Below are 16,809 nucleotides of genomic sequence, written 5' to 3' on the forward strand. Positions count from 1 at the left end.
CCCTCCCCGCACCCTTCGCGAGGGGCGGGTGAGTCCGCTCGTACTCAAAGAAGGGCTTTGAGGATCTCAAAGTTCAAGTGTTAACGTACTGAGCATGAAGACAGCAGTGCGCCTCCCCGATGCCGCGAGCGACCCGCTCGTCGCGCGCCTGCACGTCGACCTGTGCCGCTGTATGTCCGCGGTCTGTTGCCGCGTGCTCTGATCTTCGACCGCCGACCACGCCCCCGGGTCCCCGACCCGGAACCGGTCCCCGGTCCTTCGATCCCGGCGTCATCATGCAGCGGCCCGCGCGCTGAGCGCGTGTGACTGCCGCACCCCCGTCCCCGTATTTCCCCGATACGCACCACTGGAGTGTGTCCGTGTCCGCGTCCTCGTCCGCGCCCTCTTCGGCGCCGGTGGCGAAGTCCCGCATACCGAAGATCCCGTTCTGGGCCCAGATCGTCGCCGGTCTCGCGCTCGGTGTCCTGCTCGGCTGGCTCGCCCGCAGCCAGGACATCGGCTGGCTCAAGGAGACCCTGGCCCAGGTCGGCGGCATCTTCGTCCAGCTCCTGAAGCTGGCCGTCGCCCCGCTCGTCTTCTTCGCGATCCTGGTCTCGATCAGCAACCTGCGCAAGGTCAACAACGCGGCCCGGCTGGCCGCCCAGACCCTGATCTGGTTCATGATCACCTCGCTGATCGCCGTCGGCATCGGTCTCGCGATCGGCCTGCTGACCAACCCGGGCTCGGGCACCGGCCTCACGCCGAAGGACGGCAAGCTGCCCGAGCACCAGGGCAGCTGGATCGACTTCCTCACCGGCATCATCCCGACGGACGTCATCACGCCGTTCACCGAGCTGAACGTCCTCCAGATCGTCTTCATGGCCGCCGTCGCCGGTATCGCCGCGCTCAAGATCGGCCCGAAGGCGCAGCCGCTGCTCTCCCTCTCCGAGTCGGTCCTGGAGCTGCTCCAGAAGGCCCTGTGGTGGGTCATCCGGCTGGCCCCGATCGGCACCGCCGGCCTCATCGGCCGCGCCATCGTGAACTACGGCTGGGACCTGATCGGCAAGTACGCCACCTTCACCGCCGACATCTACATCGGCTGCGCGCTCGTCCTCTTCGGCGTCTACCCGCTGCTGCTCGCGACCGTCGCCAAGCTGAACCCGCTGCAGTTCTTCAAGGGCGCCTGGCCCGCCATCCAGCTGGCCTTCGTCTCCCGCTCCTCCGTCGGCACCATGCCGGTCACCCAGAAGGTCACCGAGCGCCTCGGCGTCCCGAAGGAGTACGCGTCCTTCGCCGTGCCGTTCGGCGCCACGACGAAGATGGACGGCTGCGCCGCGATCTACCCGGCGCTCTCCGCGATCTTCATCGCGCAGATCTTCGACGTCCAGCTCGGCATCCGGGACTACCTGCTCATCGCGTTCGTCTCGGTCATCGGCTCGGCGGCCACCGCCGGCCTCACCGGCGCCACGGTCATGCTGACGCTGACCCTGTCCGCCCTGGGCCTGCCGCTGGAGGGCGTCGGTCTGCTGATGGCGATCGACCCGATCCTGGACATGATGCGCACCGCCACGAACGTCGCCGGTCAGGCGCTGATCCCGGTGATCGTCGCGGCCCGGGAGAAGATCCTGGACCATACCGCGTACGCGACGGCGTCGGGCTCCCCGATCGACGAGACGGTGAGCGTGGCGCCGGAGGCCGAGCCGAAGGTCGCGGTCGCCGCCTGACGCGCCCCGCGCGCACGCATCTCGCACATACGCACATACGCACATACGCACCGTGCCCCGGACCGATTCGATCGGTCCGGGGCACGGTGCGTTGTGCGGGTGGGTCCGGGTCCGGGTCCGGTCCGGGTCCGGGGCCGGGTACGGATACGGGTACGGGGCGGGGTCCGCGTACGGCCTCAGGGCCAGAGCAGTTCGCGGACCCAGCCGCCCCCGTTCCCTTCATCGCCCCCGTCCGCGCGGCGGTAGCGGAGACGGACGTGGCGGCGCCGCTCGTCGCCCTGGAAGAACTCCACCTCGGTCGGCTCGACCACGTACAGCGTCCAGCTCTCCGCGTGCGCCTCGGGTTCGCGCAGGGCGCGGTCCCAGGCCGCCGCGCTCGCCCAGGCGAGGGTGTCGAGGGAGCCGAGGATCTCGCTCTGGTGGCCGACGAGGGCGGAGGCGAGGGCGCCGGGGGTACGGGCGTGCAGGTCGGCGTACGCGTCCTCGCGCGACCCGGTCGTCACCGGCCCCCGGACCCGCACCTGGCGGCCCTGCGCCGGCCAGTAGAAGCCGAGGGCCGCTTCGGGGCGGTCGGCGAGCTGGCGGCCCTTGGCGCTGCCGGCGTGCGAGGCGAAGTGCCAGCCGCGGGCGTCGGCGCCGTGCAGCATCACCGTACGGATGTCGGGGCGGCCGTCCTGGTCGACGGTGGCCAGGGACAGGGTGTGCGGTTCGACGGCCCCGGCGTCGACCGCGCCGGTGAACCAGGTGTGGAAGAGCGCGACCGGGTCGTCCGGCGCGTCGGCCGGGTCGAAGCCGGGCAGCAGGGTGTCCCAGACCCGCAGGGTCCGCAGGGCCTCGTGGAAGCGGCGTTCGGCGTCCCTGCGGTCGCCGTCGCCGTCGCCGTTGCCGCTGCTCTTGCCCTCGGCGGTGCTGCTGTCGCTGTCGCTGTCGTTGGCTTTGGGGTCCTTGGCGTCCATGGGCTCCATCATGCGTGCGCGTGGTTTGCCGCGCCGGGGGCCGTCCGTCGCGGATAGGCCGGCCGGGTGCGGGTAGTGCCTGACGGTGTCAGCCGCGGCCGAGGACCACCGTGCCCGAGGAGCAGAACCAGCCCCCGGTGCCGGAGGCCACCGCCAGCTCGGGGAGCGAGCCGTCGGGCCGCCGTACCTGGAGCCCGGGGGCCTCGCCGCGCAGCTGCCGGACCGCCTCGACGAGCAGGAACAGTCCGCGCATCCCGGGGTGGCAGGCGGACAGTCCGCCGCCGTCGGTGTTCACCGGCAGCCGGTCCTTGTCGCCGAAGTACGCGCCGCCCTCGCCCTTCGCGCAGAAGCCGAGGTCCTCCAGGGTCACCAGGGTCATATAGGTGAACGCGTCGTAGATCTCGGCGAGTTCGATGTCGGCGGGGGTGACGCCGGCCCGTTCGAAGGCGAGCGCGCCGCTGACGGCGGCCGGGGAGAGGGTGAAGTCCTCCCACTGCGACATGGCGGCGTGCGAGACGTACGCGCCGGTGCCGAGGATCCACACGGGCGCCTTCACGGTGTCCGGTACGTACTCCTCGGCGGCCAGCAGGACCGCGCAGCCGCCGTCGCTGCGGACGCAGCAGTGCAGCTTGGTGAAGGGGTCGGCGATCATCGGGCCGCCGAGGACGTCGTCGGTGGTGAGCGGGGTGCGGTACATCGCCTCCGGGTTGCGGGCGGCGTTCGCCCGCGCCTGGACGGCGACCTCGGCGAGCTGGTCGAGGGTGGTGCCGTACTCGTGCATGTGGCGGCGCGCGGCCATCGCGTACTTGGCGATCAGGCTGTGTCCGTACGGGACTTCGTACTGGAGCGGGCCTCGCGCGCCGAAGGAGAGGTTGCCGGTGCGGCGGCGGGCCCGGACGTCGGCGCGGGCGGTCGAACCGTAGACGAGCAGAACCGCGCCGGCATGGCCGGCGGCGATGGCGTCGGCGGCGTGCGCGGCCATGACCTCCCAGGTGGCGCCGCCGACGCTGGTGGAGTCGGTCCAGCGCGGGCGCAGGCCCAGATACTCGGCGACCTCGACCGGGGCGAGGGTGCCGAGCCCGGCGGAGGCGAGGCCGTCGATCACCGAGCGGTCGAGCCCGCTGTCCGCGAGGGCGCGGCGGGCGGCCTGGGCGTGCAGGGCGTAGGGGGTGGGCCCGTCGACCCGGCCGCAGTCGGCCAGGGCCACGCCGACGACGGCGACGCGGCGGCGGTGCTGGTCCCCGTGAGCGCGTGTGCGGGAGAGGGGAGACATGAATCTGACGGTACATCAGTTTTCTTGGATCGCCAGGGGTATCGGGTCTGTGCTTCTCGCGAGGACGCACCTAGCATGACGGCCCGTCAGATACCGGGGAAGCCCGCGGAGGGGAAGCCCATGGAGGCCGGACCCATGCATGCCGTCGAGGTCGAGGTCGAGGTTGATGCCGTCGCGGTCGGCGCGACCGCCACCGAAGAACGGCGGGAGATGCGCCGCACACTGCGCGATCTGCTCGCCCGGCGCGCCGGGCCGGCCGGGCCCGCCGGAAGCCGCGCCGCCGTCGCCACCGCCGAGGGGTACGACGCCGGGCTGTGGACCGCCCTCGCCGGCACCCTCGGACTGCCCGGCCTCACCCTGCCCGAGCGGTACGGCGGCGCCGGCTGCGGCCTCGCCGAACTCGCCCTCGTCTGCGAGGAGATCGGCCGCACCCTGACCCCCTCGCCGTTCCTCGCCACGGCCGTCCTCGCCGCCCCGCTGATCGCCGCCCTCGGCAGCGAGCGGCAGCGCGCCGAGCTGCTGCCCCGAATAGCCGCGGGCGCTCTGACCTGCGCGCTCGTGCTTCCAGGGGGTGGCGGTGGGGGCGGGACCGGAGCCGGGCCCGGGGTCGGTGGTCCGCTGCCGTTCGCCCTCGGGCTCACCGGCGACAACACCTCCCTGCCCTGGTCGGGCGACGGCCGTTCCGGCGGCATCCAGGCCACCCGTCCGGACGGCACCCACTGGTCGCTGTACGGGGAGGCCGGGCACGTTCTCGACGGGCACAGTGCCGGGCTGCTCCTCGTCGCCGCGCACACCGGAGGCTTCCCGCGCGGCCGCACCCTTCTCTTCCTGGTGCGGCCGGAGGAGGAGGAGTCGTCCCGAGCGTCGGGGCTTGTCCGGCGACGGGAGACGACCCTGGACCTGACCCGTACCCAGGCCACCCTCCAATTCCGGCAGGTTCCGGCCGAGTTGCTGGGCGAGAGCGATGACGGGGTCGGGCTGCCGGGGGCGTTGGACGCTGTCGGCCGTACCGCCGCCGTCGCCCTGGCCGCCGAGGCGGTGGGGGCCGCGCGCGGCGCGCTCGACCGTACCGTCGAACACGTCACCACCCGCGAGCAGTTCGGCCGCCCCATCGGCTCCTTCCAGGCGGTCAAACACCGGCTCGCCGATGTGCTCGTCGCGATCGAGTCGGCCCGCTCCCTGACGGGATACGCCGCCGCGGTGGCGGACGGGAGGGGTGAGGGCGGGGCCGACGGGGGCGGCGGGGGCGGCGGCGGGCCGGAAGGGGCCGTGGCCGCCGGGCTCGCCCTCGCGCAGGCCCTGGACGCGCAGCGCGCGGCGGCGGCCGAGACGGTCCAACTGCACGGAGGCATCGGCGTCACCTGGGAACACGACGCCCACCTCTACTTCAAGCGGGCCACCGCCGACGAACTGCTCTTCGGCCCCGCCTCCCGGCTGCGCGCCCGCGCCGCCGAGCGGGACGGACTGGCCGGGGGTGCGCGATGAGCGGGACACCGTTCGGTGTGCAGGTGATGCGGAAGGTCTCCTCCACTCGCCTCTTCGCCCGGACGGCGCCGCACGTCATACCCGCCCTGGATCGGGCCGTACACCGGCTGACCAGGGGAAAGGTGCTGCTGAGCGCGCGGATGCTGCCGGGGGTCGTGCTGACCGCCCGGGGCGCGAGAAGCGGTCTGCCGAGGGTGACCCCGCTCGCCTGCGTACCGGAACCGGCCGGGACCTGGCTCCTGGTGGGCTCCAACTTCGGCCGGCCGGGTCATCCGGCCTGGACGGGCAACCTCCTCGCGCACCCGGACGCCGAAGTCAGCTGGCACGGGGAGAACGTCACCGTACGGGCGCGGCTGCTGACGGGGGAGGAGCGGGCCGAGGCATGGCGGGCGGCGCTGGTGTTCTGGCCGCCGTACGCCACGTACCAGGCCCGGATCGAGCGGGAGATCCGGTTGTTCCGGCTGACCCGGACACCGGTATCGGTGCAGGCGCCCTCGCCTGCATCGGGACCCCCGCCGGCGGGGGCGTGACACGCAGGGGAGTGGAGTCGTCAGGGCATAACGAACGCCGGCGGCGGTCCGGCCCCGTGCGGAAGGCAGGGGGCCGTACCGCCGCCGGCGCGACAGGACGGGTGAAGGGAGCGGGGCGCTCCCCGGGACAGGGGCGGGTTACCTCGTCGGCTTCTTGCCCGTGATTCCCAGGTGCACCAACAGGGCCAGGTTCGGCTTGAGTTCGGCCTGCTTCACGCCCCAGGACGTGAAGCCCTTCTGGTGGCCGGCGACCGCCGCCAGCATCGCCACCAGCGAGCCCGCCATCGCCGCGGGGCTGACGTCCTTGTCGACCTTGCCCTTGGCCTGGAGCTCCTTCACCGCGTCCGTGAGGGAGTTGGTGACCGAGTTCAGGATCTTCATGCGGATCTTGTAGAACCGCTTGTCGCCCTCCGCGGCCCCGAGGTCCACCACCCGCAGGATCGCGTCGTTCTTGCGCCAGAAGTCCAGGAACCCGTCGACGAGATCCTCGGCGGTCTGCCAGCCGGCCTTGCCGACCCAGGAGCGGCCGGAGACCAGTTCGGTCAATCCTGCGCCTTCCTTGGCCATTTCTTCCGCGATTTCGAGGACAGCGCCCTCGACATCGGGGAAGTACTGATAGAACGTCGCGGGTGAGGTTCCCGCCTTGCGGGCCACGTCGATGACCTTGACGTCCCGGTAGGGCGAGGAGCTGAGCATCTCGCCGAGGCAGTCGAGCAGTTTCTGCCGCGTAGCCTGACCGCGTCGTCCGGCCACGCGGCCGTCGACGGTGCGCACTTGTCCTGTCATGCCGTCAGCTTACCGACGGGTGATCCGCGCGCGATTCGGCCGACTGCAAATGGGGGGCACCCCTGCCCTCGGGGCCGCCGTCGGAGCCTGTCCAGGACCGGTCAGCGCCCCCTTCCGAGCCCCTTCCGAGCCCGGTCCGAGCCCGGTCCGAGCCCGGTCCGAGCCTGGTCCGGGCCGCTCCGGCTCCCGCGTACCGTCGCTTCTCGCGCCCGCGCCTCTGGCCGCGCCCCCTGTCCGTGTGCCGAACCGCTCCGGGTACCGTTCCCGGGCGGTTGTCACCCCGTGGCTGCGACCCCGCGCCGCGCCGCCGGTTCGCCGCCGGTTCGGCATTGTTCCGTCGCGGTCTCGTCGCGGTCTCGTCGCGGTGCCGTACCTCGCCGCGCGCCCGTACCACCGGCGCGCCACCCCAATAGTCTTATCAACAGCCTGTGGACAAGTTCGGTGGACAACTCAAGGGGGACAAGGTCTCCGCACTCACTATGGGCGCGTATGTTCGGTTTTCGGTGTGAGGGAGCGCGGGCGGAGCCTGTGCGCAGCCACCCATTCTGAGGCCATGGGCGCACACGCACAGGGGACCCCGAGCTGGGTGGAGGCACAGCTGCCCGACCTGGAGGCCGGCAGACGCTTCTACGGCGGGCTCTTCGGCTGGAGTTTCGACGACGACCGCCGTGAGGCCCTGCTCGACGGACGGCGCGTCGCCGGGATCATCCCGAAGCGGGACGGCCGGATGCCCACCACCTGGACCCTCTACCTGGCCGCGAGCGACGCCGGTACCGTCGCCGCCCGCATCAAGGACGCCGGCGGGCGGATGGTGATGGAGCCGTACCCCGTCGGCCCGTTCGGCGTCCGCGCCCTCGCCGCCGACCCCGGCGGCGCCGTCTTCGGCGTACGGCAGGCGGGCGACGAGAACGGGTTCGCCGTCACCGGCGAACCCGGCTCCTTCTGCTGGGTGGAGGTCCACACCCGGGCCCCCGACGCGGTCGACACCTTCTACGCCGCCGTCTTCGGCTGGCTCGGCCACCACCAGAGCGAGCCCGGGCCGGCGGCGGCCGACTACCGGCTGTGGTCCCCGCCCGGCACCCGCAGCCCCGACACGGCCACCGCCTTCGGCGGCCGGGCGGTGATGCCCGCCGCCGTACCCGCCGCGTTCCCGGGGCACCTCCTGGTCCACTTCGCCGCCCGCGACTGCGACAAGACCTGCGATACGGCCGCGCGCCTCGGCGGCCGTATCGTCCTCGCGCCGCGCGACACCCCCCACGGCCGTACCGCCGTCCTCGACGACGACCAGGGCGCGCGCTTCGCGATCCTCACCCGGTCGTCGCGCGAGCGCGGGACACCGTCCTCCGGCCGGTGCTGACAGCCGGCACGCTCTGACAGCCGGCACGGCTGCTTCAGGGGGGCCGACGGGGCGGTGACCAGTCGGGGACCGGTCGGTCCGGTGCGGGTACGGCGGCGGTACGACGGCTACACGGCGCTGGTCCGGCGCTGGTGTGGCGCGCCGCCGGGAGGGCGGCGACCATGGGAGAGGCCGGACGGCGCGTACGAGTGCGTGCGACACCCGAGGGTCCGGCAGGGAACCAGGTGATCGCCCATGTGTCGGTGGCTCGCGTACTGGGGAACGCCGGTACTGCTCGAAGACATCCTGTACAAACCGTCCCACTCCCTGATCGACCAGAGCCTGCACTCCAAACTCGGCGTGGAGACCACCAACGGCGACGGGTTCGGCGTCGGCTGGTACTCGCCGGAGAGCAGTGTCCCGGCGCTGCTCAGGGACGTCGGCCCGGCGTGGAACAACCGCAATCTCCGGGAGCTGTCGGACCATGTCCGCTCCCCGCTGTTCTTCGCCCACATCCGGGCGTCGACGGGGTCGGCCGTCCAGCAGTCGAACTGCCACCCGTTCCGGCACGGCCGCTGGATGTTCATGCACAACGGTGCCATCGCCGGGTTCCCGCTCATGCGCCGCGACCTCACCATGCTGGTCGACCCCGCGCTCTACTCCGACATGGAGGGCACGACGGACTCCGAGGTGATGTTCTATCTGGCCCTCACCTACGGCCTCGACCGGGACCCGCCCGCCGCCATCGCGGCGATGGCGGGCGCCGTGGAGCGGATCGGCCGTGAGCACGGGGTGGAGTTCCCGCTCCAGATGACGATCGCCCTCACCGACGGCACCCGCGTCTGGGCCTTCCGCTACTCCACCGCGCAGGCCTCGCGTTCGCTGTTCTACAGCGCCCAGCCGGACGCCCTGCGCAAGCTCCACCCCGACAACGCCTTCCTGAAGGAGATCTCCGACGACACCCGCCTCGTGGTCTCCGAGCCCGTCGGTGATCTGCCCGAAGCGTGGGTCGAGGTGCCGGAGAACAGCTACGGCGTGGTCCAGCCCGGCGAGGACGAGATGCACCGGTTCGCTCCCACGATGGCCTGAGGGCGGCGCCCGCCGCGCCCCGCCGCGCCCCCTCGTAGTGGGTGGGGCGTGGGGGCGTGGGGCGCGCGGTCCGCCGGGGGTTCGGCGCCCCCGACGCCGATCCCGAGACGGTCCCGAGACGGTCCCGAGGCGGTCCCGAGGCGGTCCCGTCACGGCTCCGTACCGCCCCCGTACCGCCCCCGCCACGGACGGAAACTTTCGGACACGGCCCGGGGGGACAACCGGGGAACATCCCAGGGACATCCCGGGGACACCCCCGTTCCGCCCCCGGATTCGCAACCACCGCCCCGGGCAGGAACAATCAGGGTCCACGGGCCGTACTGTCATGGCCCGACGGGGAGGTGGCAGGCAAGTGGAGCAGCTGACGCAGCACGACCCGAGGAGGATCGGGCCCTTCGAGGTGCTGGGCCGGCTCGGCGCGGGCGGCATGGGCCTCGTCTATCTCGCGCGCTCGGCGTCCGGGCGGCGCGTGGCGATCAAGACCGTGCGGACGGAACTCGCCGAGGACCAGCTGTTCCGGGTCCGCTTCACCCGCGAGGTCGAGGCCGCGCGGGCGGTCTCCGGCTTCTACACGGCCGCCGTCGTCGACGCCGATCCGCGCGCCGCGGTGCCGTGGCTCGCCACCGCGTACGTCCCCGCTCCCTCCCTCGAAGAGATAGTGAACGAGTGCGGGCCGCTGCCGGCTCAGGCGGTGCGCTGGCTCGCGGCCGGCGTCGCCGAGGCCCTGCAGTCGATCCACGGCGCCGGTCTCGTCCACCGCGACCTCAAGCCGTCGAACGTCCTCGTCGTCGAGGACGGCCCGCGGGTGATCGACTTCGGTATCGCGTCCGGCGTCTCCAACACGCGTCTGACCATGACCAACGTCGCCGTCGGCACCCCCGCCTACATGTCTCCCGAGCAGGCCCGCGACTCGCGCGGGGTCACCGGCGCCAGCGATGTCTTCTCGCTCGGTTCGATGCTCGTCTTCGCCGCCACCGGACACGCCCCCTTCCACGGCGCCAACCCGGTCGAGACGGTGTTCATGCTGCTGCGCGAGGGCCCGGACCTGGAGGGTCTGCCGGAGGAGCTGCGGCCGCTCATCGACGCGTGCATGCGGATGGAGGTCGGCCAGCGGCCCAGCCCGGCCGACCTCCAGGCGATGCTGGCCCCGCACCTGTTCGACTCCGGCGCGGCCGGCGACGACAGCGGTACGGCGGCGGCCTGGCTGCCCGCGTCCGCCACCGAGCTGATCGAGGCCCGCCGGGGTGGCCGGCCGAATCCCCCGCAGCGTCCCGCCGCCCCGCCGATGCCGCCGCGCCCGCCGCGACCGCCGGCCGCGTGGGACGGCGGCGATCCGCGTACGGCCGACCGCCCGGCGGGTGGCCGCCACGCCGGCCCCGCGCACCCCGCTCCCGTTCCCGCTCCCGCCCAGATGTCCGGGGCGGGGCCCGTGTCCGCCGCCGTGGCCGCGCCGCCGGTCGTACCGGGGCCTGGTCCCGCGCCCGTATCGGCCCCCGTGTCCGCTTCCGCTTCCGCCGCCGCCGTGGCCGACCCCGGTCCGGTACGGCTCGCGGGCGCCGCCGTCCCGATCGGCCCCGGCCCCCGGGTGGCCGACACCCGCGCCGCGCTCTCCCTCGGCCCCGGCGCCGCCGCGGGCACCGCCACCGGCTGGATCCGCCCGCCGGGCGGCACCACGCACGGCGCCGCTCCCGGCGGCGGCGCAGGCATCGGCACCGGCCCCGGCCCCGGTGCCGAACCGGGCCCGCCGCCCGGCGCCCGCCCCCTGCCCGGTACGGGACCGGGTGCGGGACTCGGTACGGGACCGGGTGCGAGCGCCGCGCCCGCGCCCGGGGCCACGGCCGCGCCGCAGGGCCCCGCCCCCTGGCGGCCCTGGCGTTTCCGCATGTCCAACGACGTGTGGGGGACCCCCGTCGTCGACGGCGACCTGCTCTACGTCACCTCCTTCGAGGTCCACGCGCTCGACACGGCCAGCGGCCGGCGCCAGTTCAAGACCCGGGACGTCGCCTGGTCGATGGCGGTGGCCCAGGGCCGTATCCACGCCTCCGACGGCCCCACGCTCTACGCGCTCGACGCCCACGACGGCAGCGAGCGCTGGCGGCTGCACACCGACGCCTGGGTGTACTCGCTCCAGGTCGACCGGGGCACCGTCGTCACCGGCACCCGGGGCGGCGGCGTCCAGGCGTGGGAGGCCGCCAACGGCGCCAAGCTGTGGGAACTGAGCGGCGCGCAGACCGACTTCGAGACGGTCGAGGGCGGACCGGCCGTGCACGGCGACACCGTGTACGTGTGGCGCGACGCCCGCCTCCAGGCGCTCGACGCCCGTACCGGCGCCGAGCGCTGGTCGTACCCGATCGGCGACGCGGCCTCCTGCGCCCACGTACCGCTGCGGCTGGCCCCGGCGGAGGACGGCTGCGTGTACGTCGCGGCCGGCACCCGGGTGCTGTCGATGGACATCGCGACCGGGCATGTGCGCTGGCACTTCGAGGCGCCGGCGGTCTTCGTCTCGCCGCCCGCCTTCGCGCCCGGACCGGCCGTCACCGGCGGCGGGGTCTACCTCGCCGACCACCTCGGCACGGTGTACGCGCTCGACGCGACCACCGGCCAGGACCGCTGGCGGATCGCGACCGAGCCGCGCCAGTCCACCGAGCCGGTGCTTGTCGCCGCCGGGCACGTCCATGTCGGCAGCGGCAGCGCCCTCTACACGCTCGACGCGGTCACCGGCACCCCGAAGTGGCGGTTCGCGGCGGGCGGCGAGCTGATCGGCACCCCGGTGGTCGCCGACGGCCGGGTCCACTTCGGCTCGGCCGACCACGTCCTCTACACACTGGACGCGGCCGGCGGGCAGCTGCGCTGGAAGCTGGCGACGGGCGGCGAGATCACCGGCTCGCCGGTGGCCCGGAACGGGGTCGTGTACGCGTGCAGCAAGGACCGCTGCGTGTACGCGCTGGACGCGGTGAAGGGGACGGCGACCAACCGGGGCGCGTGAGCGGGGCCTTCGCGGATTCGTCCGGGTGGCCACGGTGCGGCCCCCGGACCGTGGGCGTCCGTGCAGGGCGTCGCGGGGGGCCCTGCTGTGGGGTCCCCGCTATGCGGTGCAGCCGATCTTCTTCTTTGTTCCGGTCACGAAGTCCTCGACGAAGTTCTGGAACTTCTCGACCCCTGCTTGGGAGTCCTCGACGCGGTCCCCCTTGAACAGGATGACGAAGTGCACGTATTTCACAGGGCTGTCGCACTTGGCGGTGACCAGTGCGCCATTGCTGCCGATGACGGCAGTCCCCGTGAAGGGGATCTTGCGTAGTGCGCCCAGCTTGTATTCGGATTTTGCGTATTCCCAATCCTCTGGGTTGAGCCCTCTATCGGACAACCGGACAGTGATGTCCAAAACGCGAATGCCGTCGACTGTTATGTCGCAATATGCGGGATCTGCATCCACTGGTTCGGGATCCCACGTTTTCAGCTTTTCGCCTTGAGGGATGAGTGGCGAGATGGCGGCTTCCTTTACGGGGACTTCGCAGAGTTCCTTTGGGGCGGCGAGGTCGTTCTTTCCGCACGCGCTTGCCAGCAGGGCCAGCACGGCGATACCGGATGCCATCCGGAGTGTGTTTCTCACTACTGGTCCCCCGCAATGCCGTCCGCCTTGGCGTTTCCGTCGTTCGCAGCTGCGGAGATTCTGTTGTAGATCCCCTTGTCCTCCGAGTATCCCGTCTCTCCATCCGCCCATTCGGAGTTCACGGAGTACCACTGCTCGGCCAGCGCGTTGAGCTGTTTTCGGCGGCTGGTGTAGGTGTCTTGGTTGTCGCTGGTCACCTGGGCTTCCTGTCGATTCTGCTCGTCCATGATCCAGGCGCTGGTGACCACGTCAGCTCCGCGCTGGACGACATCACCGAAGACGGGAATGACGTTGAGTAGCGCACCGGTGGTGTGATAGCTCCACGCCTTGTCCCAGGTGTAGTCGTGCCTGTCGCCCTTGAGCGCGTTGTACCGGGCTTCCTCCATGAAGCCGACCGCATGGCCGGCCGCGTCCAGTGTGTCCTCCGGCCTGCTGTCCTTGTCGTGGAAGCTGGCGACGATGGCGTGGTTCATTCCCTCGTGGAGCATTCCGTAGGATTCCTCGCTCCGGGAGATCTGCTTGGTCACCTCCATCACTTGCTTCTGGTCCAAGTCGCCCTGGGTGCCGCTCTGGTCGTGCATGGCGACGAACACATCGGAGCCGTGGTTGGTCATGATCTTCGCCATGTCGTCGCGAAGGGAGGCGTGCATGTCGTCGCCCTGGCCGGAGAAGGTCTTCAACGCGCGCTCGAAGATACGGTCGTTGGCATCCGTGTGCTGCGTGGGTTTCTCGGGTGCGGAGCCGTTGGGGTCGACCCCCGTCGCGGCCGCGGTCAGCGCGTCGCCGAGGCCCTTGCGGCCGTCGGCGTCCTCGACGTCGCCGGCGTCCATCTCGATATTGCCCTGCCAGCGGGTGGTGTTGGTGACGTCCCAGTCGCGGCTTCCCTTGCCGTCGCCCACGAGGTAGTCGAAGCGCTCCTTGCCGGCGCTGGTGCCGGGGTCGAGATAGCCGGCAGCCCCTTCCGGATCGCGGGACATGACCCCGAGAGCGCCGTCGACGGGGTCGTTCGCGAACCAGCCCTCCTGGTCCTCCCCGGTGAACTCGCCGTACAGGTCCCAGATGTCGGGGTTCTTCTTCTCCATGGCGATCATGTCGTCGGTGACGTCCGCGACGAACTGCGGCGAGTAGGCGCTGCTGCCCTGCTGCATGAGCGTGGCCAGGCTCTGGTAGCCACGGATCTGCTGACCCTCTCCCTTGGCCAGATGCCGCTTCTCACCGGCCGCCTTGAAGTCGTACGCGTCGTCGCCGTGTTCGCGCAGCCCTGCGCGCCACTTGTTGTAGAAGCGCGCGTCGTCCGTCTTCGACCAGTCGCTGAACGCCTGGTTGTACGCCTCGGTCCCGAAGCGCAGATGCTTGCCGTGGGCGTCCTTGAAGTCCGGGACGTGGGTCGCGGTGGCCAGCGAGTCGGCCAGGCCGCCGTTGATCTGCAGATAGACGCTCTTGTGCTTGGTGTCGTCGAAGTACGCCAGATCGTCGATCTTGTTGGCCAGCCGCAGTGCCTTGTCGGGACCGAGCAGGTCGAGGTAGGTCTGACTGAAAGCCTTGTCCCCTGAGTTGTCGCGCATCAGACGCGCGTACTCCTCCGGGTCGGAGGGTTTTCCTCCGGCCAGGATCTGGTCGGCGTACTTCTTCGCCTCGCGGGCCTCGACCACTTCGATGTCACCGACGGCGTCGCCGTTGAAGTCGTGTGCGCCTCCGATGATGTCGTTCGCGACCCTCTCGAAGAGTCCCTTGATGCCGGCGGCATCCCGGAGCGCCAGCTTGGCCCCCTCGTCGGCGTCGTCGACCGCCAGGACGGCGTTCGCCACGGCGGCGGTCCAGCTGGCTTCCAGGGCTTGACGCACAGCCTCGTCCACGAAGCTGCCGCCCTCCGGATCCTTGCGCTTGCTGGTATCGAGATGCGCCTTGCCCTTGGTGTCGATGTGGATGTCGGCTTCCTTGGCCGACTCCACCAGCTTGTTCACGGCATGTATGCGTTCCGTGAACTGGGCATGGATGTCCCGCAGGATCGATGCGATGGCCCGGGCCTCGACAGCGGCGGAGTCGAACTGCTTGCGGGTCCCCTTGAAACGGGCTTCGGCGGCGTCCGCGCTCTCGCCGACCCATCCTCCGTCCGTCGTGACGCTTTGGACGCTTCCTCCGTAGGCCGCGCCCAACTCGTCGAAACCCTTCGCCATTTCGTCCCATGAAGTGGCTGCGGTGGTCAGCGGGCCCAAGCGGATGGTGACGATGTCCTGGTAGGTGAGCATGCCTGATCCTTCAAGTCTGCGGAGAGCGGGGCTCGTTCCCGCGGCCCGAGCCCGCGGGAGGGGTGAGTCAGGTGTGCGGGTGCGGGTCCGGCTTCGCTGTCACGATCGCGCCCAAGGAGCTCTTCACGCCGTGGTCGACGTACCGGAAGCCGCTCTTCGTCTTGCCCAGCGCCTCCTGGTCGTACGCGAGGCGCGCCTTGAGGCTCTTCACCTGGCGGGCCCATTCGGCATGCGCGTCCTTCAGCCCCGCCCCGGTCGCCCAGCCCGTGAACTCCAACTCCGCGGCGTCCGTGTTCTCGTCGGCGTGGATGCCGGTCTTGTCCACGCCGGGGCCGATGTGATTCCGCAGCGCGTTGATGGCCCCGCTCTTGCCCTGCGCGTTCGTCTTCAGATCGGCCGGGCCGGCGCTACCACCCGTGCTGTTCAGGCGCATGCCGCCGTCGTGACGTGCCGCGGCGGCCTCGGCCTTGAGCTGCTCCCACTCGTCCCACGCCATCGTTCCCCCGCATTCGTCGCTGTTCGTCGCTGTTCGTGGTGTGCCGTGGTCCGCTGCGAGGAGTCGCACCGAGGCGACGCGGGGACCCGAGGGAACGGTGACCTTCGTCCGCCGCGATGAACCGGGCGCCGGCACTGGTGGCCTCGGCGCGGAGAGGCGACGGCCGTGGTCCACCGGACCGGTGATCGCCGTGCTCGGTACGACGACGGCGGCGGTGGGGCCGCCTTCGGCGGCGCTCCGGAGTTCGGTCGCGTGGCCACCGCGCGTAGTGGCGGTGCGGGCCATGACCGTTCCCTTCCTGGAGACGCACGCGTCATTCCACGTGCGTGCAGCGCGACTGAACCCTTCGTTTGCAGCGGAAGAGTTCACGCGTTGACCGGTGCAAACATATGCCGCCAGGGGTCCGGGTCGTCAACGCGTGGCGTTTCCTGTAATCACAGGAAGAGCCGAAAATGATCGAAGAGTTCTGTGAGTCGATGGGGGTGGGCGGCTCGGATCCTTGTGTCAATCAGGTTCCAGCGGACTGGAGTTGGCCGCATCGGCGTCCGTTGCTTTCGGATACGTCGGTCGGTGGGTGCTCGGCCGGGAATCGATCCTCGTCCCGTACGTCCTGTCCTGGGGTGGCCGCGCCGGATCCCACCCCCCCCTCTCGCTCTTCGCCGTACACGCCCTGCGTGTGGCCGGAACCGGTGGCTGCGCAGGGGCGTCGAGGGTCGGCGGGCGGTGTGCGCGGGTGGCATGGCGAATGCGCGGGGTGCGGCGGCTCGCGCTGATGCACGGTGAGGCGCGAGTGACGCGGCAACGCGCCGGGAGGTCGCCCGGACGAGTGATTGTGACGGTGTGCTCCCGGCTGGACACTCATCGCATTCGGAGGGTCCGCAGGGCCCTCCCGATGAGAGGAGCAGTCGTCATGGCCGCAGTCGAATCCTCCGCGACGCTGGAGCCGCGGATCGAGAGCAGTTCGCTGGACGCCGAGCGGAGCCAGGGCCAGGACCTCGCGCAGATCGGCGGCAATGTCGGCGCCATCTGGCGGGCGTGGTGGACGTGGAGCCCGGGCAACGGGACGTTCAACCTCCAGCTGCCCTGGAGCGTGATCGGGGTCGACTCGACGGTCGTCATCACGGCCTCCGAGATCGACGGCAACGGGCACCGCTTCGTCGGCGCCGCACCCTTCCAGGTGTCCAGCATCGCCCCCGCCGCCGGGACGGTGACCTTCAAGATCAACATCGGCTGGAACAGCGCGCTGCCGATGCGCACCGACGTCCTGGTCTTCAACTGAGCGTCGGACTCACGAGG

13 protein-coding genes are annotated in these 16,809 nt (G+C 71.4%); 7 read left to right on the top strand and 6 right to left on the bottom strand.

Annotation, left to right across the window (positions count from 1 at the left end; translation table 11 throughout):
- Positions 1-359 precede the first annotated feature (359 nt).
- Positions 360-1,703, top strand: coding sequence for a dicarboxylate/amino acid:cation symporter (locus tag ABZ990_RS15780; RefSeq protein ID WP_361231114.1), 1,344 nt, complete (start codon positions 360-362; stop codon positions 1,701-1,703).
- 176 nt (positions 1,704-1,879) lie between these two features.
- Here ABZ990_RS15780 and ABZ990_RS15785 read toward each other — a convergent pair whose 3' ends face one another.
- Positions 1,880-2,659: a pyridoxal 5'-phosphate synthase gene (locus tag ABZ990_RS15785; RefSeq protein WP_361231116.1), complete on the bottom strand. Its 780-nt coding sequence runs from the start codon at positions 2,657-2,659 to the stop codon at positions 1,880-1,882.
- An 88-nt stretch (positions 2,660-2,747) separates the two neighbouring features.
- Positions 2,748-3,932 (bottom strand): acetyl-CoA acetyltransferase, encoded by a 1,185-nt coding sequence (locus tag ABZ990_RS15790; RefSeq protein WP_361231118.1) that lies wholly within the window; start codon positions 3,930-3,932, stop codon positions 2,748-2,750.
- Positions 3,933-4,067: 135 nt separating this feature from the next.
- On the opposite strand from ABZ990_RS15790, the gene ABZ990_RS15795 reads away from it, so the two are divergent.
- Positions 4,068-5,417, top strand: a complete 1,350-nt coding sequence (locus ABZ990_RS15795) for an acyl-CoA dehydrogenase family protein (protein WP_361231120.1) — start codon at positions 4,068-4,070, stop codon at positions 5,415-5,417.
- Positions 5,414-5,947 (top strand): nitroreductase family deazaflavin-dependent oxidoreductase, encoded by a 534-nt coding sequence (locus ABZ990_RS15800; RefSeq protein ID WP_361231122.1) that lies wholly within the window; start codon positions 5,414-5,416, stop codon positions 5,945-5,947. Before ABZ990_RS15795 ends, ABZ990_RS15800 begins: the two co-directional genes overlap by 4 nt.
- 138 nt (positions 5,948-6,085) lie before the next feature.
- Here ABZ990_RS15800 and ABZ990_RS15805 read toward each other — a convergent pair whose 3' ends face one another.
- Positions 6,086-6,733, bottom strand: coding sequence for a TetR family transcriptional regulator (locus ABZ990_RS15805; protein ID WP_361231124.1), 648 nt, complete (start codon positions 6,731-6,733; stop codon positions 6,086-6,088).
- Between the two features lie 553 nt (positions 6,734-7,286).
- On the opposite strand from ABZ990_RS15805, the gene ABZ990_RS15810 reads away from it, so the two are divergent.
- The 3 genes from ABZ990_RS15810 to ABZ990_RS15820 all read left to right on the top strand — a co-directional run bounded on the left by ABZ990_RS15810 (position 7,287) and on the right by ABZ990_RS15820 (position 12,144).
- A complete protein-coding gene (locus tag ABZ990_RS15810) occupies positions 7,287-8,090 on the top strand; it encodes a VOC family protein (protein WP_361231126.1) in 804 nt (267 codons plus the stop codon).
- Between the two features lie 234 nt (positions 8,091-8,324).
- Positions 8,325-9,158, top strand: a complete 834-nt coding sequence (locus ABZ990_RS15815) for a class II glutamine amidotransferase (RefSeq protein ID WP_361231128.1) — start codon at positions 8,325-8,327, stop codon at positions 9,156-9,158.
- A gap of 352 nt (positions 9,159-9,510) precedes the next feature.
- Positions 9,511-12,144 (top strand): PQQ-binding-like beta-propeller repeat protein, encoded by a 2,634-nt coding sequence (locus ABZ990_RS15820; RefSeq protein ID WP_361231130.1) that lies wholly within the window; start codon positions 9,511-9,513, stop codon positions 12,142-12,144.
- Positions 12,145-12,243: 99 nt separating this feature from the next.
- Here the strand turns inward: ABZ990_RS15820 and ABZ990_RS15825 are convergent, their stop codons facing one another.
- The 3 genes from ABZ990_RS15825 to ABZ990_RS15835 all read right to left on the bottom strand — a co-directional run bounded on the left by ABZ990_RS15825 (position 12,244) and on the right by ABZ990_RS15835 (position 15,798).
- A complete protein-coding gene (locus ABZ990_RS15825) occupies positions 12,244-12,750 on the bottom strand; it encodes a hypothetical protein (protein WP_361231132.1) in 507 nt (168 codons plus the stop codon).
- 17 nt (positions 12,751-12,767) lie between these two features.
- Positions 12,768-14,945: a hypothetical protein gene (locus tag ABZ990_RS15830; RefSeq protein ID WP_361231133.1), complete on the bottom strand. Its 2,178-nt coding sequence runs from the start codon at positions 14,943-14,945 to the stop codon at positions 12,768-12,770.
- Positions 14,946-15,084: 139 nt separating this feature from the next.
- On the bottom strand, positions 15,085-15,798 hold the full coding sequence (locus ABZ990_RS15835; protein WP_361231135.1) for a hypothetical protein: 714 nt from the start codon (positions 15,796-15,798) through the stop codon (positions 15,085-15,087).
- Positions 15,799-16,423: 625 nt separating this feature from the next.
- On the opposite strand from ABZ990_RS15835, the gene ABZ990_RS15840 reads away from it, so the two are divergent.
- Positions 16,424-16,792 carry a hypothetical protein gene (locus ABZ990_RS15840; protein ID WP_361231137.1) on the top strand — a complete coding sequence of 123 codons (369 nt, stop codon included), beginning with the start codon at positions 16,424-16,426 and terminating at the stop codon, positions 16,790-16,792.
- Positions 16,793-16,809: the final 17 nt, after the last annotated feature.

Origin of the sequence: Streptomyces sp. NPDC046203 (assembly GCF_040646255.1) — a bacterium.
GTDB lineage: Bacteria > Actinomycetota > Actinomycetes > Streptomycetales > Streptomycetaceae > Streptomyces.

Excerpts from the sequence above, each read along its gene's own strand:
- ABZ990_RS15785 (WP_361231116.1), bottom strand. The coding sequence starts at position 2,659 with ATGGACGCCAAGGACCCCAAAGCCAACGACAGCGACAGCGACAGCAGC.
- ABZ990_RS15810 (WP_361231126.1), top strand. The coding sequence starts at position 7,287 with ATGGGCGCACACGCACAGGGGACCCCGAGCTGGGTGGAGGCACAGCTG.
- ABZ990_RS15840 (WP_361231137.1), top strand. The coding sequence starts at position 16,424 with ATGGCCGCAGTCGAATCCTCCGCGACGCTGGAGCCGCGGATCGAGAGC.
- ABZ990_RS15830 (WP_361231133.1), bottom strand. The coding sequence starts at position 14,945 with ATGGCGAAGGGTTTCGACGAGTTGGGCGCGGCCTACGGAGGAAGCGTC.
- ABZ990_RS15825 (WP_361231132.1), bottom strand. The coding sequence starts at position 12,750 with ATGGCATCCGGTATCGCCGTGCTGGCCCTGCTGGCAAGCGCGTGCGGA.
- ABZ990_RS15795 (WP_361231120.1), top strand. The coding sequence starts at position 4,068 with ATGCATGCCGTCGAGGTCGAGGTCGAGGTTGATGCCGTCGCGGTCGGC.
- ABZ990_RS15790 (WP_361231118.1), bottom strand. The coding sequence starts at position 3,932 with ATGTCTCCCCTCTCCCGCACACGCGCTCACGGGGACCAGCACCGCCGC.
- ABZ990_RS15835 (WP_361231135.1), bottom strand. The coding sequence starts at position 15,798 with ATGGCCCGCACCGCCACTACGCGCGGTGGCCACGCGACCGAACTCCGG.
- ABZ990_RS15800 (WP_361231122.1), top strand. The coding sequence starts at position 5,414 with ATGAGCGGGACACCGTTCGGTGTGCAGGTGATGCGGAAGGTCTCCTCC.
- ABZ990_RS15805 (WP_361231124.1), bottom strand. The coding sequence starts at position 6,733 with ATGACAGGACAAGTGCGCACCGTCGACGGCCGCGTGGCCGGACGACGC.
- ABZ990_RS15815 (WP_361231128.1), top strand. The coding sequence starts at position 8,325 with ATGTGTCGGTGGCTCGCGTACTGGGGAACGCCGGTACTGCTCGAAGAC.